At 40.1% G+C, this 23,101-nt stretch carries 24 protein-coding genes; 7 read left to right on the top strand and 17 right to left on the bottom strand.

Translation table 11 applies throughout. The annotated features are described in order from the left end of the window. Positions 1-58: 58 nt before the first annotated feature. The 3 genes from ACL9RF_RS15185 to ACL9RF_RS15175 form a co-directional block, all read right to left on the bottom strand. Complete coding sequence (locus tag ACL9RF_RS15185) at positions 59-2,341, bottom strand: cation:proton antiporter (RefSeq protein ID WP_422801486.1); 2,283 nt, start codon at positions 2,339-2,341, stop codon at positions 59-61. A gap of 108 nt (positions 2,342-2,449) precedes the next feature. After that, a complete protein-coding gene (locus ACL9RF_RS15180) occupies positions 2,450-3,169 on the bottom strand; it encodes a LytR/AlgR family response regulator transcription factor (protein ID WP_422801485.1) in 720 nt (239 codons plus the stop codon). Beyond that, positions 3,135-3,896, bottom strand: a complete 762-nt coding sequence (locus ACL9RF_RS15175; protein ID WP_422801484.1) for a histidine kinase — start codon at positions 3,894-3,896, stop codon at positions 3,135-3,137. The genes ACL9RF_RS15180 and ACL9RF_RS15175 overlap by 35 nt, the downstream gene beginning before the upstream one ends. A gap of 130 nt (positions 3,897-4,026) precedes the next feature. Here ACL9RF_RS15175 and ffh point away from each other — a divergent pair, with 130 nt between their 5' ends. The 5 genes from ffh to purE all read left to right on the top strand — a co-directional run bounded on the left by ffh (position 4,027) and on the right by purE (position 8,383). After that, positions 4,027-5,370, top strand: coding sequence for a signal recognition particle protein (ffh, locus tag ACL9RF_RS15170; RefSeq protein WP_422801483.1), 1,344 nt, complete (start codon positions 4,027-4,029; stop codon positions 5,368-5,370). Positions 5,371-5,592: 222 nt separating this feature from the next. Continuing rightward, positions 5,593-6,213 (top strand): NADH-quinone oxidoreductase subunit A, encoded by a 621-nt coding sequence (locus ACL9RF_RS15165; RefSeq protein ID WP_422801482.1) that lies wholly within the window; start codon positions 5,593-5,595, stop codon positions 6,211-6,213. After that, positions 6,210-6,713: an NADH-quinone oxidoreductase subunit B gene (locus tag ACL9RF_RS15160; RefSeq protein WP_422801481.1), complete on the top strand. Its 504-nt coding sequence runs from the start codon at positions 6,210-6,212 to the stop codon at positions 6,711-6,713. The genes ACL9RF_RS15165 and ACL9RF_RS15160 overlap by 4 nt, the downstream gene beginning before the upstream one ends. A gap of 15 nt (positions 6,714-6,728) precedes the next feature. Next, positions 6,729-7,871 carry a 5-(carboxyamino)imidazole ribonucleotide synthase gene (locus ACL9RF_RS15155; RefSeq protein WP_422801480.1) on the top strand — a complete coding sequence of 381 codons (1,143 nt, stop codon included), beginning with the start codon at positions 6,729-6,731 and terminating at the stop codon, positions 7,869-7,871. Positions 7,872-7,876: 5 nt separating this feature from the next. Continuing rightward, on the top strand, positions 7,877-8,383 hold the full coding sequence (gene purE, locus ACL9RF_RS15150; protein WP_422801479.1) for a 5-(carboxyamino)imidazole ribonucleotide mutase: 507 nt from the start codon (positions 7,877-7,879) through the stop codon (positions 8,381-8,383). A gap of 56 nt (positions 8,384-8,439) precedes the next feature. Here the strand turns inward: purE and ACL9RF_RS15145 are convergent, their stop codons facing one another. The 4 genes from ACL9RF_RS15145 to bshA form a co-directional block, all read right to left on the bottom strand. Continuing rightward, positions 8,440-9,417, bottom strand: a complete 978-nt coding sequence (locus ACL9RF_RS15145) for a sugar phosphate isomerase/epimerase family protein (protein ID WP_422801478.1) — start codon at positions 9,415-9,417, stop codon at positions 8,440-8,442. Between the two features lie 206 nt (positions 9,418-9,623). After that, positions 9,624-10,187: a ribosome recycling factor gene (gene frr, locus ACL9RF_RS15140; protein ID WP_422801477.1), complete on the bottom strand. Its 564-nt coding sequence runs from the start codon at positions 10,185-10,187 to the stop codon at positions 9,624-9,626. A 19-nt stretch (positions 10,188-10,206) separates the two neighbouring features. Beyond that, positions 10,207-10,911: a UMP kinase gene (gene pyrH, locus ACL9RF_RS15135; RefSeq protein WP_422801476.1), complete on the bottom strand. Its 705-nt coding sequence runs from the start codon at positions 10,909-10,911 to the stop codon at positions 10,207-10,209. A gap of 81 nt (positions 10,912-10,992) precedes the next feature. Then, the gene (gene bshA / locus ACL9RF_RS15130; protein WP_422801475.1) at positions 10,993-12,126 is read right to left on the bottom strand and encodes an N-acetyl-alpha-D-glucosaminyl L-malate synthase BshA; all 1,134 of its coding nucleotides are present in this window, start codon (positions 12,124-12,126) and stop codon (positions 10,993-10,995) included. Between the two features lie 81 nt (positions 12,127-12,207). Between bshA and arfB the strand changes: the two genes are divergently transcribed. Both arfB and ACL9RF_RS15120 read left to right on the top strand, forming a co-directional pair. Beyond that, positions 12,208-12,618: an alternative ribosome rescue aminoacyl-tRNA hydrolase ArfB gene (gene arfB / locus ACL9RF_RS15125; protein WP_422801474.1), complete on the top strand. Its 411-nt coding sequence runs from the start codon at positions 12,208-12,210 to the stop codon at positions 12,616-12,618. Positions 12,619-13,209: 591 nt separating this feature from the next. After that, positions 13,210-14,046: a hypothetical protein gene (locus tag ACL9RF_RS15120; RefSeq protein ID WP_422801473.1), complete on the top strand. Its 837-nt coding sequence runs from the start codon at positions 13,210-13,212 to the stop codon at positions 14,044-14,046. 46 nt (positions 14,047-14,092) lie between these two features. Here ACL9RF_RS15120 and ACL9RF_RS15115 read toward each other — a convergent pair whose 3' ends face one another. From ACL9RF_RS15115 to plsX, 10 genes are all read right to left on the bottom strand, one after another. After that, positions 14,093-14,776, bottom strand: coding sequence for a phosphoribosylaminoimidazolesuccinocarboxamide synthase (locus ACL9RF_RS15115; protein WP_422801472.1), 684 nt, complete (start codon positions 14,774-14,776; stop codon positions 14,093-14,095). A gap of 44 nt (positions 14,777-14,820) precedes the next feature. Then, positions 14,821-15,093, bottom strand: a complete 273-nt coding sequence (locus tag ACL9RF_RS15110) for a chaperone modulator CbpM (protein WP_422801471.1) — start codon at positions 15,091-15,093, stop codon at positions 14,821-14,823. Between the two features lie 4 nt (positions 15,094-15,097). Then, complete coding sequence (locus ACL9RF_RS15105) at positions 15,098-16,003, bottom strand: DnaJ C-terminal domain-containing protein (RefSeq protein ID WP_422801470.1); 906 nt, start codon at positions 16,001-16,003, stop codon at positions 15,098-15,100. A 140-nt stretch (positions 16,004-16,143) separates the two neighbouring features. Beyond that, positions 16,144-17,724, bottom strand: coding sequence for a M28 family peptidase (locus ACL9RF_RS15100; RefSeq protein ID WP_422801469.1), 1,581 nt, complete (start codon positions 17,722-17,724; stop codon positions 16,144-16,146). 20 nt (positions 17,725-17,744) lie between these two features. Continuing rightward, entirely contained in the window at positions 17,745-18,176 is a 432-nt protein-coding gene (gene rpiB, locus ACL9RF_RS15095) for a ribose 5-phosphate isomerase B (RefSeq protein WP_422801468.1), read from the bottom strand. Positions 18,177-18,187: 11 nt separating this feature from the next. Beyond that, a complete protein-coding gene (gene tatC / locus ACL9RF_RS15090; RefSeq protein WP_422801467.1) occupies positions 18,188-19,057 on the bottom strand; it encodes a twin-arginine translocase subunit TatC in 870 nt (289 codons plus the stop codon). Between the two features lie 77 nt (positions 19,058-19,134). Further along, the gene (accC, locus tag ACL9RF_RS15085; protein WP_422801466.1) at positions 19,135-20,496 is read right to left on the bottom strand and encodes an acetyl-CoA carboxylase biotin carboxylase subunit; all 1,362 of its coding nucleotides are present in this window, start codon (positions 20,494-20,496) and stop codon (positions 19,135-19,137) included. A gap of 84 nt (positions 20,497-20,580) precedes the next feature. Continuing rightward, complete coding sequence (accB, locus tag ACL9RF_RS15080) at positions 20,581-21,081, bottom strand: acetyl-CoA carboxylase biotin carboxyl carrier protein (RefSeq protein WP_422801465.1); 501 nt, start codon at positions 21,079-21,081, stop codon at positions 20,581-20,583. Between the two features lie 76 nt (positions 21,082-21,157). Further along, the gene (locus tag ACL9RF_RS15075) at positions 21,158-22,147 is read right to left on the bottom strand and encodes a beta-ketoacyl-ACP synthase III (RefSeq protein ID WP_422801464.1); all 990 of its coding nucleotides are present in this window, start codon (positions 22,145-22,147) and stop codon (positions 21,158-21,160) included. Positions 22,148-22,153: 6 nt separating this feature from the next. Then, on the bottom strand, positions 22,154-23,092 hold the full coding sequence (plsX, locus tag ACL9RF_RS15070) for a phosphate acyltransferase PlsX (RefSeq protein WP_422801463.1): 939 nt from the start codon (positions 23,090-23,092) through the stop codon (positions 22,154-22,156). Between the last annotated feature and the right edge of the window lie 9 nt (positions 23,093-23,101).

Below are 23,101 nucleotides of genomic sequence, written 5' to 3'. Positions count from 1 at the left end.
CAAACAAAAGCTGCCCCCCATTATTGGAGGGCAGCTTTTTTAAATAGAAGGTATAAGCTTATAGTTTAGCGGTGTTGCTAAGAATCAGCGTTGTTGGAATGGCTGCAAGCCAAAGATTTTTGTTTTGAAAAAGCTGCGTCCAACTGTTTTTACTAAGCAGCAATAAATCCATGTCGGTAAATGTTTCTGCATCAATCTCCTGGTTCAGGCGGAATGTAATATGGTTAGGTGCCGTTTGTTCAATATTGCGTAGCAATTCATAACTCTTTTGATCCTGCGAGACGATTTGATTTAAGTCCAGTATCGTGACATGGGATCCACTGTTATGAATGAGCTTTTGCGCATATTCCAACAACGGCAAATCTGCTTCCGTAAATAGGGTTAAGAGTATACGATCAAGCTTCTTTAACTCTTTGTCAATCAATATTCCTACCGGGATTTTACACTTATGGATAATCTGAATGGTATTGTCTGAAAAAACACCCGTGTTTAGGATATTTTGTTTTCCCATAACCTGATACATCAGCTTTTCAGGGTTGATTATTCGCGTTGTAAATCCTAGTATACGGCCTAACACAGAACCATCATAAATCGACTGTCCTACACCGATCAGCAAAAGGTCATAATGCCCTTCGTTAGCAATTTCAACAATATCAGCCTCTATATTACTTGAAGCCTTAAAAAAGGTCGCCATAGGTTGGTTTAGAAGTTGCGATTCGGCAGCGATAGGCTCAAAACTTTCCTTTTCATATTCGGCGATATTAAACTGATGCAGATTTTGCGTTGACGTGAGGTGCATCGCCGTAATAGACGAGCTTTTATCTTGTTTTTTTACCAAGCCACTTGCCAGGCGCAATAGCGAACGCCCCCGTTCCGGGTTACCAAAAGAAATTAAAATATTGTATTTATTAAGCTGGCTTACGCCATAGGATGTATCCTCTTCTTTATCTTTAAAAATTTTGTTGAACAAATCCAAGGCTGGGCCGGTCATAAACGTGGTTACCAAAGCCATAATTACCATCATAGCAAATATTTCAGGCCCTAACACACCAAGATCATAGCCTATATTTAACACCACCAGCTCCATTAAACCACGGGTATTCATGAGTGCACCAATGGTTAAGCTATCCTTCCAATTTTGCCCTACAAATTTTGCTGCCAAGGCCGATCCTACAAATTTCCCGATTACGGCGACTAGAATAATCAATCCGGTGATCTCCCATAAGTAAGCATCATTCAGCAGGCCAATTTGTGTGCGTAAGCCTGTAAACACAAAAAATAAAGGTAATAACAAAACCAAAGCCACATCCTCTACTTTTTCGATGAAGATATTTCTAAACTTCATATTCTCAGGCATGATGGCGCCGGCCATAAATGCACCAAATAAAGCATGAATACCTATGACCTCGGTTAAGTACGCAGAGATAATTAAGGTTAAGAAAAAGATGGCGACGATAGGTTTGCTAAGGTTCTCGCGTGTGGAGTGCAGATCGCCGATACGTTTTAAAAACGGGCGCACCACCTTTATCATCACTAAAACATAAACCACGGCCAGTGCTATAATGTACAACGAACTTACAAAAGATCCGGCTTTAACGATAGCGATTACTGCGGCCAAAATACACCAAGCCGTGATATCATCGGCGGCAGCACAGGTAATAACTATAGTGCCCAATTTTGTCTTTTGGAGGTTGCGTTCTTGTACTATTCTTGCTAATACCGGAAAGGCTGTAATACTCATCGATATGCCTATAAACAAGGCAAAAGAGGAGAATTCTATGCCCATCGGGGAGAAGTTTTCGTATATAAAATACGCTAAGCCCACGCCTAAGGCAAACGGAAATACAATACTGGCATGACTGATAACAACGGCATCATGGGCTTTGTTTTGCAATACTTTTAAGTCTAGCTCCATGCCAATCACAAACATAAAAAGAATAAGCCCGATCTGGCTTAAAAATTGGAGGTTGCCCAACGATTCAACAGGGAAAAGTAAGGCTGAAAATTCGGGGAAATACATCCCGAAGAAGGAGGGGCCTAGTGCAATACCGGCAAGGATCTCGCCAATAACCGAGGGCTGACCTATTTTTTTAAATAACCAGCCGAAAAGCCGGGCTACTAAAATAATAACGATAATCTGTGCCAAAAGTATGGCCAGGGGATGCTGTAGGTTATGAGCCATAGCGTTTAAAAACTCCTGCCACTGCGACAACGACGATTTATCCGCTACGATTTCACGGTCTACCTCCATAGGCTTCCCAACTTGTAAGATCCAGTATATTAATGCTGAGAATCCACCAATAACGGCAATATAAAAAAAACTACTTTTAAAATTCTTCATCCAAAGGCTGCGTTAAATGCGAAATAGACCAATATTAATAAAAAGGTATAAGCAATTTGAGCGCACAGAAATAGAATTGTAATAAAGCGGTCTTTTTTTGTAACGTGCCTAAAGGGCTAATTTTTGTATAAAATCCGTCCGGTATTTTTCTCCCAAAGTAAAATCTATAAATTTTTGATCGACGACAAGGGTGCTCGAAATAAGGTCGTGAGAGAAGGAGCGAACAATGTTCATGGCGATAATTTCCTTCTTATTTATTTGGCAGAACTTCGCAGCAGGAAGCTGCTCCATGAGAGCCTGTAGGGAAATATTTTTTGCTAGAATATCTTTTCCAGAATTTAAAGATATGGTCTTATCCCGACTGTCTTGGCTGGAGGTACGGATGTATAATATCTGATGAAAATAGAGTATGTATTTCCCGATATTTGTATTTAAGGTAATAAAATCTGCTGTAGAACTGCGGCTTCTCTGGTAAAATAAAATAGCCTTTTCTACAGCTATGCGTAGGCGATCCAGCTGTAGCGGCTTCCGGATATAATCGATGGCATTCAGATCAAAAGCGTCTGCAGCATACTCACTGTAGGCTGTAGTAAAGATAATAGCTTTGTCGGATAAAGTTTTAGCAATCTCTAATCCCGAAATTCCAGGCATTTCGATATCTAGAATGGCGAGATCAAACTCCAATGTCGGAAGATCTTCCATAAATCGCGTTGGACAATTATAGATTTTTACAATTTCCAATTCCGGAATCTGCTGTCCTAATAATTTTAAGTAAGTAAGGCTTGGCAGCTCATCATCGAGCAGCAAGCATTTTAGCTTTGTGTTCAAGTAAATCTATTTTTAAATGTGCAATATGAACATCATCTTCGATAAATTTATCGAAAGTAAAGTTATCCTTGTAAATAATCTCTAGGCGTTGTTTTAAGATATTGGTGCCATAGCCGTGGTTTTCTTTTTTAAAGGCTTTTTTTTCCGATACCTTATTGGCAACGGTTAAGGCGAAAATATTGTTTCTGAATTCGAAGGTTATGGCGATGAACGAGTTTGCACTTTGCAGATCTGCATGTTTAAAGGCATTTTCAATAAGATCTATGGAGATTAATGGCGCCATCAGTTTCTGGTTCAACAGTGGCTCGTTGTCGTTTATTAATCTTTTAAGCTTCAAATCAAAAAAAGGGCTTAATTTAATTTTGTATATCTCAATAAGACTGGCTGCAAAGTCAATTTCTTGGCTGGGGCTTACATACTTACGTTTGCTTTCGTATAGAATATAGTCTAAAACATTAGACAGTGAATCTAAGGAATGATAGGTTTGGTAGGCATGCGACTGTATCGCATTTAAGACATTTTTAAATAAATGTGGGTTCAGCTTATAGTCGATATCCGCAAGTTGTATAGCCTGTATTTTGTCTTCTGTATCCTTCAGGACCTTCTCCAGTTTTGCTGTTTTCAGTTTTTCTATTCTCCATTGCCTATAAATATAGCTAATACCGAGCAACAGTATTAACCAAATAATAAGCGCATATATATTGATATGAATTGAGATATTGTCCATAGGCGATCTACAATAAGGTATATTTCAAAATTACATTTTTAATCTGTAAAAAGAGCTGTGAAATTGGACGAGTACGAATGCTAAATATTTTGTAACTTTGCCACTTAAGAAAAAATTCAATCGATAGAATATGTTTTCAAATCTTCAGGATAAGTTAGATAGAGCCTTTAAAGTATTAAAAGGGCAGGGAAATATTACCGAAATCAACGTCGCTGAGACGATGAAGGAAATTCGTAAGGCATTATTAGATGCCGATGTGAATTATAAAACGGCTAAAACATTTACCGATGAGGTAAAGCAAAAAGCCTTAGGTGAAAATGTACTGACCAGTATCTCGCCAGGACAGTTGTTAACGAAAATCATGAACGATGAGTTGACAGCCTTAATGGGGGGTACGGTGACAGATGTCGATTTGTCGAAAAACCCTACTGTAATCCTTATTGCAGGTTTGAATGGTGCGGGTAAAACCACATTTACCGGTAAATTGGCGAATTACTTGAAAGACAAAAAAGGTAAAAAACCATTGTTGGTGGCAGGCGACGTTTATCGTCCGGCAGCGATAGACCAATTGGAGGTTTTGGCCGGACAGGTTGGGGTGCCCGTGTATGTAGATCGCGAATCTACCGACCCTATTGCTATTGCCAAAGCAGGTGTTGAGGAAGGTAAACGCAATGGACATAATGTGGTAATTATCGATACCGCTGGTCGTCTGGCAATTGATGAGGCCTTGATGAACGAAATTACCGCCGTTAAAGAAGTTACGCAGCCACATGAAATTCTGTTTGTGGTGGATGCGATGACGGGGCAGGATGCTGTAAATACAGCCAAAGCTTTTAACGATAGATTAGACTTTACCGGTGTTGTTTTAACCAAATTGGATGGTGATACCCGTGGTGGGGCAGCCTTGTCTATTAAGTCGGTGGTGAATAAACCTATCAAGTTTATTGGTACGGGAGAGAAAATGGAGGCTTTGGATGTTTTCTATCCAGACCGTATGGCTTCGCGTATCTTAGGCATGGGCGACGTGGTTTCGTTGGTAGAGCGCGCGCAGCAGCAGTTTGATGAAAAACAAGCGGCCGAACTACAGAAAAAAATCCGTAAAAATAAATTCGATTTCAACGACTTTAGATCACAAATCCAGCAGATCAAGAAGATGGGTAATATGAAAGACCTTATCGGTATGATTCCAGGTGCCGGAAAAGCGTTGAAGGATGTAGAAATTGAAGATGATGCTTTTAAACCTATTGAAGCAATTATCGACTCTATGACACCTTTCGAAAGAGAGAACCCAGATGTGATAGATCAGAAGCGGAGGATGCGTATTGCAAAAGGTTCTGGTACGGATATCAACGAAGTTAATAAGCTGTTAAAGCAATTTATGGATATGCGTAAAGTGATGAAGCAGATGTCTAACCCGGCGATGGCAGCAAAGTTAATGCGAAATATGCCAAAAATGCCTGGTAAACCATTCTAACTATTTTTGTATTTTATTGTATTAAATATATAAAGAAGGTGGCCCGTATGGTCACCTTCTTTGCGTTGCAAGGTCGCTGTTTCCCGCTTCCCGTTTCCCCGATTTCAATAGGATGTGGTTAATAGGTATTGGCTTCTATGCTGAAGATGGTTTTTGTGTTTTTAATTTCAATTTTGTTGCTTAATTTTAGAAGTAAAAGAATTTATTGTTAATTTTGCAACTATGGACGACCACCCCACGCAACTCTCCGCATATGGCTCTATCCTCCTCATGGGGATGATAGGATTTTTATTGGTGTGTTTAACCATTTTTTTAGCTAAGATTTTAGCCCCCCATAAGCCTAACCCGATTAAAAACAGTACCTACGAGTGTGGTGAAGAAACGGTAGGCTCTGCATGGCTGCAGTTTAATCCGCGGTTTTATGTTATAGCCTTAGTGTTTTTATTATTTGATGTTGAGCTGATATTTATATTTCCTTGGGCTACGGTTTTTGGAAACAAAGATTTTATACATATCGACAGTAGATGGGGATGGTTTACGCTTGTAGAAATGGCCATCTTTTTATCCATTTTAATCATCGGATTAGTGTATGTATGGAAGCGAGGAGATCTAAACTGGATAAAGCCGAAACATCGGCTACCCGTTACGACCGTAAATATTCCATCCGCTGCTTATAAAACCCTTAATGAACGTATTTACGTAGTTAGAGATTACAAGGCCGTGCCACATTCTGCGCAGCAGGATAGTGCAGCAGCGTCAGCAGCAGCAGCAGCACCGGTTGATACTGCGGCAAAATCTCCTTCTGTAGGGTTTAAGCCTAGATTTAAAAAACCAGGAGCATGAGTTTAGAACAAGAACTGAAATCTAATGGTGTTGTTGTAGCCAAGATTGATGACCTGTTGAATTGGGCTCGATTGTCGTCGATGTGGCCCGTTAGTTTTGGAATTGCCTGCTGTGCCATTGAGATGATGGGCGCAATGGCTGCAACCTACGATTTAGATCGTTTAGGTGTATTTCCGAGGCCTTCGCCGCGGCAAGCCGATGTGATGATTATTGCGGGAACGGTGACATTTAAAATGGCCGATCGTATCAAACGCTTATACGAGCAAATGCCCGAACCTCGCTATGTAATTTCGATGGGGTCCTGTTCAAATTGTGGTGGCCCATATTGGCAGCATGGTTATCATGTTGTAAAAGGTGTGGAACGTATTATTCCGGTTGATGTGTATGTGCAAGGCTGTCCGCCAAGACCTGAAGCACTAATCGGTGCATTTTTAGAATTACAAAAGAAAATAGATAAAGAGCAGATCTTTCAGGATAAGTATTTTGAAGAGACTGTTTAAGTATGAATATAAATTATGGCAAAAGATTTTTATGGTGAGTTACAGTTAGGTATTCTTGGTGGCGGCCAATTAGGGCGTATGCTAATCCAAGAAGCTATTAGCTACAATGTGAATGTACATATCCTTGATCCGGACAAAAATGCGCCGTGTCGGAAGCTGTGCAATCATTTTGAGTGTGGCTCCCTGAGTGACTATGATACGGTTTATAACTTCGGTAAAGACCTGGACATGATTACTATCGAGATTGAGAAAGTTAATGTTGATGCGCTAGAAGCCCTGGAAAATGAAGGGGTAGTGGTTTACCCACAGTCTAGGGTTATTCGTTTGATACAGGATAAAGGGTTGCAAAAACAATTTTTCAAGCAAAATGATATTCCTACATCGGCATTTCAACTGTTTTCAAATAAAGAGTCCTTAGAAGGGGCGAACCTTCCATTACCGTATGTACAGAAGCTGAGAAGAGATGGTTATGATGGTAAAGGAGTAAAAATTATCCGTACAAAAGACGATTTAGCTGGTGCTTTTGAAGAACCTAGTATCATTGAAGAGATTGTAGCCTTTGAGAAGGAGATCGCTGTAATCGTGGCACGAAACGATAGAGGAGAGGTTAAAACTTTCCCTATGGTGGAGATGGAATTTAATCCAGAAGCGAATTTGGTGGAGTTTCTGATATCACCATCGACCTATGGTTTTGAAATCCAGCAGCAGGCCGAAGATTTGGCAAAAAAGATCGCCAATGATTTACAGATTGTAGGTCTTTTGGCTGTGGAAATGTTTTTAACCAAAAACGGCGAAATTCTAGTAAATGAGCTGGCACCAAGGCCACATAATTCGGGCCACCAAACTATTGAAGGGAATTTTACATCCCAGTTTGGGCAGCATTTACGTGCGCTATTTAATCTGCCATTAGGCAATACCGAGGCGCGTTCGAATGCTGTGATGATTAATTTATTGGGTGAAGCAGGATATGAAGGCTTAGCAAAATATGAAGGTGTCGAGGAAATATTAGCTATAGATGGTGTATATTTACACTTGTATGGAAAGAAATACACAAAACCTTTCCGTAAGATGGGGCATGTTTGCATTGTTAACGTAGATCGAGAAACGGCAATCAGCAACGCGCGCAAAGTTCAGGAAATACTTAAAGTTATCGCATAATATTCATGAGTTCACAAACTGTACAAGTAGGCATCATTATGGGAAGCAAATCGGATCTTCCGGTTATGCAGGATGCTGTCGATGTTTTAAAAGATTTGGGTGTTGGTTTTGAGGTTACCATAGTTTCAGCACACCGCACACCGCACCGTATGTTTGCCTATGCCGAGGAGGCAGCAGCACGTGGTATTAAAGTTATTATTGCCGGTGCAGGTGGTGCTGCGCACCTTCCTGGGATGGTAGCATCGATTACACACCTACCGGTTATTGGTGTTCCTGTTAAGTCTTCCAATTCTATTGACGGCTGGGATTCGGTTTTATCAATCCTACAGATGCCAAATGGTATTCCTGTGGCTACAGTTGCATTAAATGCGGCAAAAAATGCAGGTATTTTGGCCGCACAGATTATAGGTACCACAGATGTTAAGGTTGCAGAAAATATTCTAGCCTTTAAAAAAGGATTAAAAGAGAAAGTCGAGGAAACGGCTCATGAGGTAGAGAACATGAAATTTTAATTCTTTACAGTATACAAAAGGCGCTCAAAACATATTCGATATTTTGAGCGCTTTTTTTATTTGGCCAAAAATTTCTGTACGTAATCGTAGCTCTTTTTGATGCTTTCAAATTTATTCGCCAAATAGATGTCGTCTTGCTCTACGAAAGCATACTGTAAGCCGGCCTCTTGGGCATGCTGTGCAATATTGATATAATCGATATGGCCCGTTCCTACTTCGGTATATTTTATCGTATTGATTAAGCTATCAAAGGGTAGGTTATCCATCTTTTCGCCTATAATTGGGGCGGTATAATTTTTATCCATATCCTTAACATGCCATAAACTAAAACGACCAGGATATTTTTTAAAATAAGATTCCGGACTTAATCCTGCTTTTTCAATCCAAAAGATATCGAGTTCAAAAGTTACCAATTCAGGCTCGGTAAAGGCAATCATAATATCCAGACCTTTAGTGCCGTTAGCAAAATCCCTAAACTCCCAGAAGTGATTATGATACCCCATGGTAATACCAGCCTTTTTCGCTAGCTCACCTGCTTTGTTAAGCTGTTCTGCGGCATATTGGTAATCCTCCACTTTAAGGTTATTTAAGTCATCCATCGGTGTAACGGGCGCAATAACATACTTCTGTCCCAGTTCCTGTGCTATGTCAATATAGCGCTCCACACTTTCCTTATCGGTATGCTTACGACTTAAATACTTACTTAAATCATAATGACCGCTATAGGTCTTCAGGTTATTATCGCTTAATATTTTCTTGAGTTCTAGTGTTTTTAATCCCCAGAATGAATTGTCGGCCAAATTAACACCAAAAGTCTCGATATGGCTATAACCAATTTTAGCAATGGTCTCTAAGGTAAGTTTTGCGTCTTGGGTCAATAAATCGCGCAGCGAATAGGCCTGCAATCCTATATTCGAAAAGGGACTATCGCCTTTTACATTATGCGATGTACATGAGCTGATAAATGAAGATCCTAAATAAGCTCCCAAGGCTCCTATGCCAGCTTTTTTTATAAAATTACGTCTCGATTGCATAAAGGATTATTATAGAATTATATATATATCAATTGAAATTTTACTAAAGATAATAAAATTTTTAGTTTCAATAGGGCATCGTAAAGATTGTCGGAGAGCTCGTTTGCTGGGGTATTGGTTGGCAGCTTACCGGTATAGAAGGTAGTGGGAGAGGGGGAGGGGGGGCAAATAGAAGAGGCTGCCTTTACAAGACAGCCTCTATTCAATTATACGGTCATAATATCTTTTTCCTTCAATTCTGCCAATTGATCAACCTTAACAATATAAATGTCAGTCAATTTTTGAACTTCCCCTTCGCCAACTTTAATTTCGTCTTCAGAGGCACCGTCATTTTTAAGTTTTTTGATGGATTCGTTAGCATCTTTACGGATGTTACGAACACCAACACGGCCTTTTTCAGCTTCTTCTTTTACTTTCTTAACGAGGTCGCGTCTTCTTTCCTCTGTAAGTGGTGGCACCACTAAACGGATAACAACACCATCATTTTGCGGGTTCAAGCCAATATTCGAATCTACGATTGCTTTTTCAATGGTAGATAAAAGGTTTTTCTCCCAAGGTTGAATTACAATAGTACGTGCATCCGTGGTGTTTACATTACTCACTTGAGATAGTGGCGTTGCAGCACCATAATAATCAACATGTATACCATCCAACATCGAAGGCGTAGCCTTTCCAGCGCGGATTTTGGTAAGTTCTGATTCGGTATGCGCAACTGCTTTGGTCATTTTTTCTTTGCAGTCGTCTAATTCTATAGCTATCAGTTCGTTCATATTTCTGTATATTTTTTTCTTAGCTTACTAGCGTGCCAATATGTTCACCCTCAGCCAATTTTTTAAGGTTTCCAGGCTTATTCATATCAAACACAATAATCGGTAAATTATTTTCTTGACATAACGTGAATGCGGTCATATCCATAACATTCAAGTTTTTAGCATATACCTCGGTAAAAGAGATATGGTCATAACGCGTAGCGTTTGGATCTTTTTCAGGGTCTGCAGTATAAATACCATCCACACGCGTACCTTTAAGAACAGCATCTGCATTTATTTCTATTGCACGTAACGATGCTGCAGTATCTGTTGTAAAGTATGGATTTCCTGTACCAGCACCGAAGATCACAATTCTACCTTTCTCCAAGTGTCTTACCGCACGTCTGCGAATAAAAGGCTCACATATTTGTTCCATTTTAATCGCGGTCAACAAACGAGTTTTCAAGCCCACTTTTTCCAACGCATCTTGTAAAGCCATGCTGTTTATTACAGTTGCCAACATCCCCATATAGTCTGCCTGAACACGATCCATGCCTGCTTTTTCAGCACTCAAGCCTCTGTAGATGTTACCACCACCGATAACAATGGCAATTTCTAAGCCCTGTTCATGGATTTCTTTAATGTCTTTCGCGTATTGAGCGACTCTGTTGATGTCAATACCATAATTCTGCTCACCCATAAGGGCTTCACCGCTAAGTTTTAGTAGGATACGTTTATATTTCATGATTGCTTCTTTTGGAATTTTTCCAAAAGTCAAAGATATAATTTTTTTTCCTGCTATAGGTCAGCAAAGTAGGAATTGTTTTTATTTTTTTAATGAATCAATGGCCTGTTGATAATAACGCTCGTACCAAGGTAAGATATTTACAATATCAAAATCCTGTGCTCTACGGTATGCTGCGGCTTGAAATTGCTTCAATCTTTCACAATCTTCTAAGATATAAACGGCATGTCGAGCCATGTCTTCCACATCAGCAACATCGCTTAAGAAACCTGTAACACCATGGACATTAAGTTCGGGTAGTCCGCCAGTATTAGACGAGATAACAGGCACACTACAAGCCATAGCTTCCAATGCGGCCAATCCAAAACTCTCGGAAGAAGAGGGCATCAAGAATAAATCCGATACCGATAATATTTCCTCAATAGCATCCTGTTTTCCGAGGAAACGCACACAGTTGGAAATCCCGAGCTGCCGAGAAAGCTCCTCCGCATTACCACGTTCAGGGCCATCGCCAACCATCAACAGTTTGCTAGGTACCTTTTCGGTTACCTTTTGGAAGATGCGGATAACATCTGTTGTATTTTTTACCTTTCTAAAGTTGGAGGTATGCACTAAAATGCGTTCATTCTCTGGTGCAATCGCCTTACGGAAATGTTCACGTTTTTTATTTACAAAGCGATTTAAGTCGATAAAATTCGGGATAACTTCAATATCACGGGTAATATCAAAAAACTCCAGGGTCTGGTTTTTTAGACTCTCCGATACCGTTGTTACACCGTCTGATTCATTGATGGAAAATGTTACAACAGGCTTAAAACTCTTGTCGCGTCCAACCAACGTAATATCAGTGCCGTGTAAGGTCGTTACTACGGGAATGTGAATGCCGTAAGATTTTAAAATCTGCTTGGCAAGATAAGCGGCAGAGGCATGCGGAATAGCGTAGTGTACATGCAATACATCTAACTCCTCAAAGCGTACCACATCTACGAGTTTACTGGCTAAGGCCGATTCATACGGAGGGAAATCAAAAAGAGGGTATTGAGAAACGGCAACTTCATGATAAAATAAATTCTCCGAGAAAAAATCCAACCGTGCGGGCTGACTGTAGGTAATGAAATGCACTTGGTGACCTTGGGAGGCTAAACCCTTTCCTAGTTCTGTAGCTACGACCCCAGATCCACCAAATGTTGGATAACAAACTATTCCTATTTTCATGAAGTTTTTGTCTTTATATTTACAACAGCCAAAGTTAACTAAGGTTTTACAATCGTTTTGCAATAAAATCGTAAAGTTTATATGAAATTACTAGATCCTGCATTAATACAAAAAGAGTTAATTGTCAAAACTTCCCGTTCGGGAGGTGCTGGCGGACAGCATGTTAATAAGGTGGAGACTCGGGTAATAGTACTTTGGGATTTTTGGTCTTCCAACTTGTTATCGCAAGAAGAGAAAATAGCCGTTCAAAATAAGCTTTCTAACCGGTTACAAGGCAGCGGTTTTTTACAGATCGATGTTTCCGAAAGCCGTAGCCAGTTTACAAATAAGGAGCTCGCTATAAAAAAAATTATACATCTTGTTCAACGGGCTTTAATACCCGTTAAAAAGCGTGTTCCCACAAAAGTACCACGCGCCAAGATTGTTGCTAGGCTGGATCGAAAGTCAAAACATGGAGCAAAAAAATCCAACCGACGTTGGCGCATGGATTAGCCAATACACCGTATAAACTAATCTACGAGTTGCATAAATACAGAATTAGTTTTAGATTCGTGCTTACCGTAAATCTAGGATTATTACTTCGGGCGGCCTTTAAAAGTGGAGGCATGGGGTAAAGAGTTTACCAAGATTAAAGACCAAATTAACGGTCCTTTGGCAGCTTTCAAATTATAGAATACAGCGTGTGCAATATTTCCCGAAAGCTAGAAACCTATAGTTTTGGAGCGCATAAAATATTTAGCAGGAGCTATCTATACATTTGAAAAAAATACAAGGAGACGTTAAAAATTATGACCAGCAGGAAACGATATTATGGATAGTATGATAACTTAAAAATATAGGCTTTATTTTGTCTGCAAGGGCTATATAGGCATGCGCAGGATACAGCGGTAAAATTAAGTTGATCCGTAAAGAACGGCATGTGAGATTGTAAGTGCCTACTAACTAACAAATTATAAATAATAAACTATAAAATATTCAAAGATACTGGAAACCGGGAACATGGCAAACCACTCTTCCTAACAAGCGTCCTGAGGTATACGCGATGTAATTCCTATCCATATCGATTTTTAAAAACAAGAAGTTATGCGTTATTTGAGTTTAGCAATTATTGGTTTTCTATGTATTACACTGGGGGGATGTACGACGTCAAGATTTGCGCGTGGCGGCATTTTTACGCAAGATGTAGATTTGTATTTTAATCCAAAAGAAAAGGTCAATGTTTGGGTTTATGAGAATTACAAACCCTATCCAGACGAGTTGAAAAAAGGCCTACGCATGGATAGTCTATATTCTGATGATAAGGTAGTTATGCAAAGTTTCGATCTTTGGGCCAGAAGAGGTACCAAGATTCTATTTTCAAGTTTTACGACAGGTAGTCCGACATACCACCTGGTGGCCATAACACATCATAAAGCCTCCATAGATACGGCAGGATATGTGCGGAAGACGTATAATAAGGCATATTATTACCAAAAAGACGACAGCCTGGCCAATCAAGTCGATATACGCCATGTGTACATTCCCTATGGTCAGAATAAAGCACTTAGTCTGTTGTATTATACCCAACGGGCACAGCACCAAGCCTGTCCATTCTGTAAGGTAGTATATTTAGCTAATATAAATGCGGAAGAGCTGCAGATGAAGAAAAATCGGTTAATGCAGTGGCAGGTATTTGACACAGAACAGCAACGCCTGGAAGATGTGACGATACCGTTGAAGCGCCTAAAAAAAACGAAGTATATTAAAATTTATGCCGATTATGGCACACAAACAGGAGTTCATGTTTTTAGGATACTCGATAAAAAAGGAAGACAGGAAATGCCCCTAAAACTCGGTCCGAACAACTATTTTGTACATTACCTCGATAAAAGCTATCAAACCATAAGGCAAGACACCATCCAAGTAGAAGCAAAGCATTAAGACAGGATAAAAAAAGCTGCCCTATATAGTTGGGGCAGCTTTGATATTAGGCTAAAAACTCTTTCTCCAAGGCCAAAGGAGTAATATATACTCCATCTTTATACACCCGCATATTACCGCCAGAAATTTCGTCAATTAACATAATCTGCTTGTTGGTTTTGTCGTACCCAAATTCCAGTTTAATATCGTAAAGCTCCAAGCCTTTTTTTGCCAATTCCTCTTTAACGATACCACAGATTTTACGTGTCAATGCTTTAAGTTCCTGGTATAACTCTTTAGATAATATGCCCAGTTCTGCCAAGGTATCCTCCGAAATAACAGGGTCCCCTCTTTCGTCATCTTTAATTGTAACCTCTACTAAGGCATCTAAAGCCTGAGCCTCCTGCGCATATGCCGCATAACGTCTGAAGAAGCTTCCAACCGCTTTATAACGGCAGATAACTTCCAAACCTTTACCCAAGACTTCTGCTTCTTTAACGGTCATGGTAACCTCGTCCAGATCTGCAGCAATAAAATGTGTAGGTATATTAAGGCTATTTAAGCGTTCATAGAAAAACTTGGTCATTTTTAAGCCTGATTTTCCAGCTCCTTCGATGGTAAGGCCAACGGTATTCGCGCCCGGATCAAAAACACCATTTTCACCCGTTACATCGTCTTTAAATTTTAATAAAAAGGTATGATTGCCTAAATCATAAACATCTTTTGTCTTCCCTTGATAGATTAATTGCATGATAGGTTAAATTTTTTGAAGGCGCAAGATAACAAAAAATCTAACTAAACCTGCTTTAAACGTTTTACCTCTCTTTGTAATTGCTCTATTCTACGGACCAAATCTTCGACAACCTCAATACCCTGAATATTAATTTCCAGGTCATAATACCAGCTTGAAAAGCGCTGCAGCTGCGGTAGGTGGTCCTCATGAACAAACTCCTGACTCTCAATCACGATAAGCTCTAATAATCCATTCTGCTGCAAGGCGCGAACGAAAGAAGTTTCAATATGGTTGGATTGACAAATATCAATAACCTTAAATAAATTTGTTGACATAGTATTAGGTATTTAAATCCGCAACTTGTTGGAGTAAAGCCTTCTGATCATCCGTTAGATTGGTCGGCATTTTTATATTGATCTCGGCGTAAAAATCACCATAAGAATCCTGCTGTTTATACCGAGGAAACCCTTTCCCTTTTAATCTTATTTTGCTGCCATTTTGTATTTCCGGCTTTATTTTTACTTTAATTTTTGCGTCTAATGTTTCCACCAAGGCCTCGCCCCCCAATAGCGCCGTAAACAAGTCTATATCCAGGTGGCTATACAGATCATCACCTTTCCGTACCAATTTGCTGTCAGGTTTAATATGGAAAGTAATATACAAGTCGCCTTTTGGTCCGCCATTGCCGCCCTCAGCACCCTGACCTTTCAACTTTATTTTTTGTCCATCCTGCACCCCCGCCGGAATGGTGATACGTATATTCTTGCCATTAACAGCGAAAGTCTGTTGCTGCGTAGTAGCCGCCTGCAGCAACGTAAGTTCAATTTCGGCATTATAATCTTGCCCCCTGAAGGAGCCCCTTCTACTAGAACCAAATCGAGAGCCAAACATCTGTTCAAAAAAGTCGGAAAACTCTCCAGTATCGTAGTTGCCATTGTAGTTAAAATCCGAATCCCCAAAAGGCTGTCCGCCATATCCATGGCCAGCATGCTGTTGCTGTGTTCGTTCATATGTATCGGCATGTTTCCAATGCTCACCGTACTGATCATACTGCTTGCGTTTTTCAGGATCTGTTAATACCTCATTCGCCTCGTTTAGTTCTTGAAATTTCTTTTTAGCAACCTCATCGTCGGGGTTTAAATCGGGGTGATATTTACGGGCCATTTTGCGATATGCTTTTTTAATATCGGCCGGGCTGGCATCCTTATCTACACCCAAAATACTATAATAATCTACAAAGGCCATAAATCAATTATTGGATTTAGTATAAAACAATAGAAACGACGAAAAGTTTTATCAACGACAACAGCTGCATACCTTCTTCAGATATGCAGCTGCAGTTTTTTCAAGCTATGAATTTAAGGAAGTCCTATAAGCGATTATTATTATTTTTTGTTGCTGTCGACAACAATTTTTTTGTCGCGATTGGCAATTTCCCAGAGGGTATAAAAGATAAGTTTTTCACGTTTCACCATAAGTGGAAATTCAATCTTATCTACCGTATCATTCGGGGTGTGATAATCGGGGTGTAAACCCGAAAAAAAGAAAGCCGCAGGAATGCCCTTTTTGGCAAAGTTATAGTGATCCGAGCGGTAATAAAGTTTCATAGGCTCATTTGGATCGTTGTAGGTATAATCTAATTTTAGCTTCGTATGTTCAGCATTTACCTTTTCGGTAATGCTTTGCAATTCCGAGCTCAACTTATCTAAGCCTATGGCGTGGATATAATTGGGGTCGCCAGTTTTAAGATGGATATCATCAATACGACCAATCATATCGATGTTCATATTAACTACTGTATTTTCAAGGGGCACCAAAGGATTTTCAACATAATATTGCGAGCCCAGCAAACCTTTTTCTTCGGCTGCCAAGGCGATGAAGATAAGGCTTCTGCGCGGCCCGTTGCCATCCGCTTTAGCCTTAGCAAATACCCGTGCCAGCTCCAATACAGCTACGGTACCCGATGCATTATCGTCTGCTCCAGGAAAGATAACACCATTGGGTAATATGCCGTCATGGTCATAGTGACCGGAAACGATAACATACTCGTTTTTACGATCGCTACCTTCAATCATTCCCAGTACATTGGGGTCAAAAATACGGTCTATTCGTATCCCCATTTTGCTGTTTACCGTAACGGGGATATGCAAAGCAGCCTGAGGCCCTTGGGCAGCATTTTTTACAAAGGCAGCTAAGGAAGAATTTCCCTTCGCTAAGATTTTATCTGCTGTAGCTTCCAAAATATGTACAACCGGTATAGGCTGCATAGGCCTCCGATTATCATAATCCTTCCCATCGTCCAATGAAATACGCCCTGTAACGTTACGATCGGAACCTTGGTTAATCATTTTCTGTGCGCCTGGGCCAGTGGCTAAAATCATTTTAGGCTTTAGCCTTAGTAAGGCCTGAATACGCTTAAACCTACTTGATGACCATTCAGACTGTTGTTTGCTCTGCGTAAGCAGCGAGTTGCCCTGTGTATCATAAGGCTCCCCCTCATTGATAAGCAGAATAATTTTATCTTTTACATCAACATTTTTAAGTTCATTGTATTTGTCGTCTTGCAAACCATAGCCCACAAATACAATATCCGTTGCGTTGATATCCGAAAAATTATTGTCGGCCGTAACAAAAAAGTCCTTCCCAAAAGCATAATCCTCCTGGCCAATTTTAAAATAATCGACTTGGTATCCAGTGCGGATTAAAGATACCGGTTGAAAGTAGGAGTTATCCGCAGTAATGGTTTTAAGGCCATATTGTTTAAACTGTTCGGCAATATAATCCGCCGCTTTTTTACCACCAGCTTGTCCCGTACCACGACCTTCAAAAGCTGGACTCGCCAATACCGTTAAGTGGGCTTTTGAAGTGCTTTCGGTTATTAAATTTGCATATTTTTTATGTACCTGACCATAAGAGCAGCTGCTCAGCATGGGTAAGATAAAGAGTATAGAGAGTATCTTTTTCATCGTTATCCCATGTTTAAAGTTTAAGCACAAGCAATTTTCCCTACCCGATTGGCATGACGGCCGCCTTCAAATTCGGTGGTTAAAAATGTTTCGGTAATTTTTTTTGCCAGTTCAATATCAATAAAACGTGCCGGTATACAGACGATATTAGCGTTGTTGTGCTGTCTGGCAAGGGCTGCGATTTCATTTTGCCAAGCAATTGCAGCACGTATGCCCTGATGTTTATTGGCGGTGATGGCCACACCATTTGCTGACCCACATACTAAAATACCCAAAGTATTTTCTCCGTTTTCAACCGATGATGCTACCGGATGCGCAAAGTCTGGGTAGTCTACAGAATCCAAGGAATGCGTTCCAAAATCCTTAACGTCATAACCTAATTCTTGTAGAAAAACAATAAGTTGAGATTTGTATTCAAATCCGGCATGATCACTTCCAATGGCAATTTTCATGATATAATGGTTTATGATTTATAAAATTCTTTTTCTTTCTGATCGCGATTTTTCTTCACATTTGCAGATACCATAATACTCAGCTCGTACAAGATAAACATCGGTGCACTTACGGTAAGCATGGTGATAACATCCGCCGAAGGCGTAATCACGGCAGCAATAATTAAAATTATTACAATAGCATAACGACGGCTGGCACGCATAAATTGTGGCGTCATTAAACCTAATTGGGAGAGTATAAATACTAAGATTGGCAATAAGAATACAATACCACAACCTAAAGTTAAGGTAGCAATTGTAGAAAGATAATTGTCGATGGTAATCTGGTTTGTAATCTCACTGCTCAAGGAAACATTCGCTAAGAAATTTATCGATAAAGGTACAACGATATAATAGCCAAATAAAGCGCCAAGCGCAAATAAGATGGTCGCATAAAATACAAAACCACGAGCCGACCGCCTTTCTTTATCGGTAAGTGCAGGTTTTACGAAGAGCCAAATTTCAAATAATAAATAAGGAAAGCCCAAAGCAACGGCCATTAAAAGGCAGGAGTTAATCTGCAACATAAACTGTCCGGTAAGCTCGGTACTTATAATATTGAAAGGGATACGTTCAACACAGAAGCCATCTAAGTGCAACAATGCTCCAACCTTACACATCATCCTGTAGGTCCAAAAATCCAAATTTTTGGGGCCCATAATAATGTCGTTAAATACAAAATCGTAAAAGGAGAAAGCGAGGATAGCAAAAACAATAATAGCAATTACTGTACGGATAATGTGCCAGCGGAGCACCTCCAAGTGTTCGAAGAAAGACATTTCTCCTTCAAGGCTCTTTCCTTTATCTTTTATAGCTTTAATTAGTTCTTTACTTGATGACATAGTTATCGATGAATAGAAAACAAAAATACCATTCTTAAAGATAAGAATGGTATTCTTTTACGATGAAAACAAAATTATTACGCTTCCTCTTCTTCGGCATATTCCGATAGATCGAAAGTTTCCATAAATTTTGTTGTGAAATTTCCTGCTCTAAAGTTTGGATCACGCATTAAACGTAAATGCAAAGGAATAGTAGTTTTCACCCCTTCAATTACAAATTCACTTAAGGCACGTTCCATGGTACTAATTGCCTCTTCACGCGTTTGCGCTACGGTAATAAGTTTCGCAATCATAGAGTCATAGTTCGGTGGAATAGTGTAACCTGCATAAACATGCGTATCTACGCGTACACCATGACCTCCCGGGGAGTGGAAATTTGTAATTTTTCCTGGCGACGGGCGGAAGTTATTGAATGGATCTTCCGCATTGATACGGCATTCAATGGCATGCATGGTAGGCTCATAGCTTTTCCCCGATATAGGGATCCCTGCAGCAACTTTAATCTGCTCTTTAATTAAGTCGAAGTTTATAACCTCTTCAGTAACGGGGTGTTCTACCTGAATACGCGTATTCATTTCCATAAAGTAGAAGTTACGGTGTTTATCGACCAAAAATTCTACGGTTCCGGCACCCTCATATTTTACAGCTTGCGCTCCTTTTATGGCAGCCTCACCCATTCGAGCCCTTAATTCTGGCGTTACGAAAGGTGATGGTGCTTCTTCGACCAATTTCTGGTGACGGCGCTGGATAGAGCAGTCCCTTTCAGAAAGGTGACATACCGTACCGTACTGGTCGCCGATAACCTGAATTTCAATATGTCTAGGCTCTTCAACGAACTTCTCCAAATAAATACCATCGTTGCCGAAGGCAGCGGCAGACTCTGTACGTGCCGAGTCCCAGTTAGGTTCGAAGTCCTCATCTTTATAGATAATACGCATACCACGACCACCACCACCGGCAGTAGCCTTAATGATAACAGGATACCCAATTTCATTAGCCAACTGAATACCCGTTTTAACATCCGGAATTAACCCTGGAGAACCAGGTACCGTCGGTACGCCAGCCTCTTGCATAGTACGTTTAGCCATGGACTTATCGCCCATTTTTTCAATTTGTTCAGCTGTAGCGCCGATAAATTTTATGCCATATTCAGCACATATTGCCGAGAATTTAGCGTTTTCTGCTAAGAAGCCATAACCCGGGTGAATTGCATCTGCATTTGTTAATTCTGCAGCAGCAATAATATTAGGAATATTTAAGTAAGAATCTCTACTTGCAGGAGGGCCAATACACACAGCTTCGTCTGCAAAGCGCACATGAAGACTGTCTCTATCAGCTGTAGAATATACGGCTACACTTTTAATGCCCATCTCGCGACAGGTACGGATAATGCGTAGTGCAATTTCTCCTCTATTTGCTATTAATATTTTTTTAAACATAAAGAATGACTTGAATTAACCTATTTCGCGTATAGGAATCGCTTAATTTAAACTCAAAAAGCTGCTTTACAAAGCAGCTTGAGATTATCTTGGATCAACTAAGAATAAAGGCTGATCGTACTCAACAGGTTGAGCGTCGTTCACAAGGATTTTAACGATTTTACCAGACACTTCTGATTCAATTTCGTTGAATAATTTCATTGCTTCAACGATACATAATACTTTACCAGGTGTAATTTCATCGCCAACATTAGCAAATACAGCCTTATCTGGACCTGGAGAACGGTAGAATGTACCAATCATAGGTGATTTAATGGTAATTAAATGCGCCTCATCATTCGCTGCTGCCGCTACCGCCGGTGTTGCCGGAGTTGCTGTTGCTGCTGCTGCTGCTACAGGTGCTGCTGCCACTGGAGCTGCCGCCACAACAGGAGCTGCAGTAGGGATAGATGCCGTTACGAAAGTAGGTTCCTGATTCGTTTTTATTGTAATCTTGAAATCTTTTTCTTCGATTGATACTTCATTCACACCTGATTTAGAAACGAATTTAATCAAGTCTTGAATTTGTTTGATATCCATACTCATATTACAGTAGGTTTTATGTTTTTTTTAAAAATGTTTAACAATAAAAGGTTTAAATATACGAAAAAAGTAGAAGGCATTAATATGCCCATTTGATGTATATTGAGCCCCAAGTGAAACCACCACCAAAAGCCGCTAGAATTAAGTTGTCACCTTTCTTAAGCTGGTTTTCCCACTCCCAAAGACACATCGGTATTGTTGCGGAAGTTGTATTTCCGTATTTGTGGATATTCACCATTACCTTATCCTCAGGTAGTCCAGCCCGTTCAGCCGTAGCATCAATAATTCTTTTGTTGGCCTGATGAGGAACTAACCAAGCGACATCGTCGGCAGTAAGGTTATTACGTTGCATAATATCATGTGCAACATCCGCCATATTGGTTACGGCAAATTTAAACACCGTTTTCCCTTCTTGGTAAGCGTAGTGCATCCCCGCATCTACGGTAGCATGCGTAGAAGGATTTAAGGATCCGCCACCTTTGATATTTAGGTATTGACCACCCGAACCATCGGTTTTTAAAATGGAGTCTTGGATACCATTTCCCTCCTCGTTAGGTTCTAGGAGTACAACCCCACAACCATCACCAAAAAGGATACAAGTATTACGATCCTGGTAGTTTACTACCGACGACATTTTGTCGGCACCAACAACCAAAACCTTCGTATGTTTTCCAGATTCGATAAATTGAGCACCCGTTGTTAAGCCAAATAAGAAACCCGAGCAAGCCGCTTGAAGGTCGTAACCCCAGGCATTTTTTGCTCCGATTTTATCGGCAAGAACGTTTGCTGTTGCAGGGAACAGCATATCAGGTGTACTGGTGCAGAAGATAATAAGGTCAATATCCGCTGCGGTAATTCCTCTTTTTTTAAGCAATCCATTTACTGCAGGCACAGCCAGGTCGGAAGTCGCTAAACCTTCACCTTTTAAAATTCGGCGTTCTTTGATACCAGTCCGACTTACAATCCATTCGTCGTTTGTATCTACCATTGTTTCCAGTTCCTTATTTGTAAGGATGTAGTCTGGAACATACCCATTTACGGCCGTTATAGCTGCATGAATTTTAGACATATAATCTTAGTTAAAAGCAGATTTGATTTTGTCAATAAATTTAGACTCTACCATATCTTTGGATAGTAATACCATATTTTTTATAGCTTCGGGAGTAGAAATCCCGTGCCCTATAATTACAGGAGCATTAACCCCAAGTATAGGGCTGCCACCGTAGCGCTCATAATTGAAACGATCAAAGAACTCATCTTGAAAACCTTTTTTCAATGTTACTACGTAAAAAGACTCTGCAAGTTTCAACACTACATTTCCTGTATAACCATCACACACATAAACATCAGCATGATCGGTAAACAAATCGCGACCTTCGGCATTGCCGATAAAATTAATATGAGGGTTTGATTTTAATAGAGGGTAGGTTGATATGGTCAGGATATTACCTTTTTCTTCTTCTTCGCCAATATTTAGCAAGCCTACTTTAGGTTTATCAACGCCATATACATGTTCAGCATATAAGCTTCCCAGTAGAGCGAATTGATTTAGCATCTCCGGTTTACAGTCGGCATTTGCGCCAACATCCAATAAAATGCCATAACCACTCTTTAACTTCGGTACATTAGTTGCAATCGCCGGTCTAAGTACACCAGGGATTGTTTTTACACTAAACATAGCACCTACAAACATAGCACCCGTATTGCCAGCAGAAGCGAAAGAGTCAATTACGCCATCTTTTAGCAATTCAAAACCTTTAGCAACGCTAGAATTTGGTTTTTGAGTGATTGCCTTAGTAGGATGTTCGTGCATAGAAATATTTTCTGGAGCATGTACATAATCAAATAAAGCACTATCTACCCCCGCCTCTGTAACACGCTTTTTGCTGTCTTGTTCATCGCCGATCAGGACAATCCGCTGATCATTATTAAGAATTTTCTGTGCTTCAATAGCACCTAAAATTGTGGAATTAGGGGCATAATCACCTCCTAAAACGTCTAAACCAATCTTCATCCGTTATTA

The organism is Sphingobacterium sp. Mn56C (genome assembly GCF_049319645.1).
In the GTDB taxonomy this organism is placed as follows: domain Bacteria; phylum Bacteroidota; class Bacteroidia; order Sphingobacteriales; family Sphingobacteriaceae; genus Sphingobacterium.
This window is presented reverse-complemented; position numbering and strand designations above follow the sequence as displayed.

Coding starts and splice junctions, on each gene's coding strand:
- ACL9RF_RS15185 (WP_422801486.1), bottom strand. CDS start 2,341: ATGAAGAATTTTAAAAGTAGTTTTTTTTATATTGCCGTTATTGGTGGA.
- ACL9RF_RS15175 (WP_422801484.1), bottom strand. CDS start 3,896: ATGGACAATATCTCAATTCATATCAATATATATGCGCTTATTATTTGG.
- ffh (WP_422801483.1), top strand. CDS start 4,027: ATGTTTTCAAATCTTCAGGATAAGTTAGATAGAGCCTTTAAAGTATTA.
- ACL9RF_RS15165 (WP_422801482.1), top strand. CDS start 5,593: ATGGACGACCACCCCACGCAACTCTCCGCATATGGCTCTATCCTCCTC.
- ACL9RF_RS15160 (WP_422801481.1), top strand. CDS start 6,210: ATGAGTTTAGAACAAGAACTGAAATCTAATGGTGTTGTTGTAGCCAAG.
- ACL9RF_RS15155 (WP_422801480.1), top strand. CDS start 6,729: ATGGCAAAAGATTTTTATGGTGAGTTACAGTTAGGTATTCTTGGTGGC.
- purE (WP_422801479.1), top strand. CDS start 7,877: ATGAGTTCACAAACTGTACAAGTAGGCATCATTATGGGAAGCAAATCG.
- ACL9RF_RS15145 (WP_422801478.1), bottom strand. CDS start 9,417: ATGCAATCGAGACGTAATTTTATAAAAAAAGCTGGCATAGGAGCCTTG.
- frr (WP_422801477.1), bottom strand. CDS start 10,187: ATGAACGAACTGATAGCTATAGAATTAGACGACTGCAAAGAAAAAATG.
- pyrH (WP_422801476.1), bottom strand. CDS start 10,911: ATGAAATATAAACGTATCCTACTAAAACTTAGCGGTGAAGCCCTTATG.
- bshA (WP_422801475.1), bottom strand. CDS start 12,126: ATGAAAATAGGAATAGTTTGTTATCCAACATTTGGTGGATCTGGGGTC.
- arfB (WP_422801474.1), top strand. CDS start 12,208: ATGAAATTACTAGATCCTGCATTAATACAAAAAGAGTTAATTGTCAAA.
- ACL9RF_RS15120 (WP_422801473.1), top strand. CDS start 13,210: ATGCGTTATTTGAGTTTAGCAATTATTGGTTTTCTATGTATTACACTG.
- ACL9RF_RS15115 (WP_422801472.1), bottom strand. CDS start 14,776: ATGCAATTAATCTATCAAGGGAAGACAAAAGATGTTTATGATTTAGGC.
- ACL9RF_RS15110 (WP_422801471.1), bottom strand. CDS start 15,093: ATGTCAACAAATTTATTTAAGGTTATTGATATTTGTCAATCCAACCAT.
- ACL9RF_RS15105 (WP_422801470.1), bottom strand. CDS start 16,003: ATGGCCTTTGTAGATTATTATAGTATTTTGGGTGTAGATAAGGATGCC.
- ACL9RF_RS15100 (WP_422801469.1), bottom strand. CDS start 17,724: ATGAAAAAGATACTCTCTATACTCTTTATCTTACCCATGCTGAGCAGC.
- rpiB (WP_422801468.1), bottom strand. CDS start 18,176: ATGAAAATTGCCATTGGAAGTGATCATGCCGGATTTGAATACAAATCT.
- tatC (WP_422801467.1), bottom strand. CDS start 19,057: ATGTCATCAAGTAAAGAACTAATTAAAGCTATAAAAGATAAAGGAAAG.
- accC (WP_422801466.1), bottom strand. CDS start 20,496: ATGTTTAAAAAAATATTAATAGCAAATAGAGGAGAAATTGCACTACGC.
- accB (WP_422801465.1), bottom strand. CDS start 21,081: ATGAGTATGGATATCAAACAAATTCAAGACTTGATTAAATTCGTTTCT.
- ACL9RF_RS15075 (WP_422801464.1), bottom strand. CDS start 22,147: ATGTCTAAAATTCATGCAGCTATAACGGCCGTAAATGGGTATGTTCCA.
- plsX (WP_422801463.1), bottom strand. CDS start 23,092: ATGAAGATTGGTTTAGACGTTTTAGGAGGTGATTATGCCCCTAATTCC.